A 701-nucleotide genomic window follows, 5' to 3' on the forward strand; every position below is an offset into this window, starting at 1 on the left:
GGCGCATTTTCGACGTCACCGGGATATGCGCGGGCACTGCCCGGCGCACTTCACGCACGATGGCGTGCAACAGCTCGGGCTCTTTCAGCAGCACCGCCCCACCGCGCGACTTGTTCACGGTCTTGGCCGGGCAACCGAAGTTCAGGTCGATCACCGGTGCGCCCAGCTGACAGGCCAGTGCGGCATTGTCGGCCAGGCACACCGGGTCCGAGCCCAGCAACTGCACGCGCATGGGCACCCCGGCGGCTGTGCGGGCGCCCCGCCGCAGCTCGGGCGCGAGCTTGTCGAACGAGGAAGGCGGCAGCAGGCGGTCGCACACGCGAATGAATTCGGTGACGCACCAGTCGATACCGCCCACGCGGGTCAGCACGTCGCGCAGGATGTTGTCGACCAGCCCCTCCATGGGGGCCAGGGCAATTTGCATGTCGGGGTCTCGGCGGAAAAAGCCGGCAGTCTAGCAAACATTGCCGGCGTTTCAGCCGCCGATCAGCGCCTGGCCGTAACCCTCGACAAATTCTGCCGGCATACGCTTGGGTTTGCCGCTGGACAATTCGATGCAGGCGAAGGTGGTCCGAGCCCGCAGCAGGGTAACGCCGTCACGCGGGCGCTTGAGCTGGAAGCGCCGGGTCATGCGCAGGCGCTGATCCCAGTCGATGATCCAGGTGGCCAATTGCAGCTCGTCATCTTCATAGCCGGCGGCC

General features: G+C 66.3%; 2 protein-coding genes. Both read right to left on the reverse strand.

Annotated elements, in window-relative coordinates:
• A partial coding sequence (locus HP547_RS29130) for a tRNA-dihydrouridine synthase (RefSeq protein WP_172288973.1) occupies window positions 1–424 on the reverse strand: 424 nt, incomplete at its 3' end.
• A 51-nt stretch (window positions 425–475) separates the two neighbouring features.
• Window positions 476–701 (reverse strand): acyl-CoA thioesterase (locus tag HP547_RS29135; protein ID WP_372243030.1); only part of this gene is annotated, 226 nt, incomplete at its 5' end.

The organism is Pseudomonas sp. CM27 (assembly GCF_013179515.1).
In the GTDB taxonomy this organism is placed as follows: domain Bacteria; phylum Pseudomonadota; class Gammaproteobacteria; order Pseudomonadales; family Pseudomonadaceae; genus Aquipseudomonas.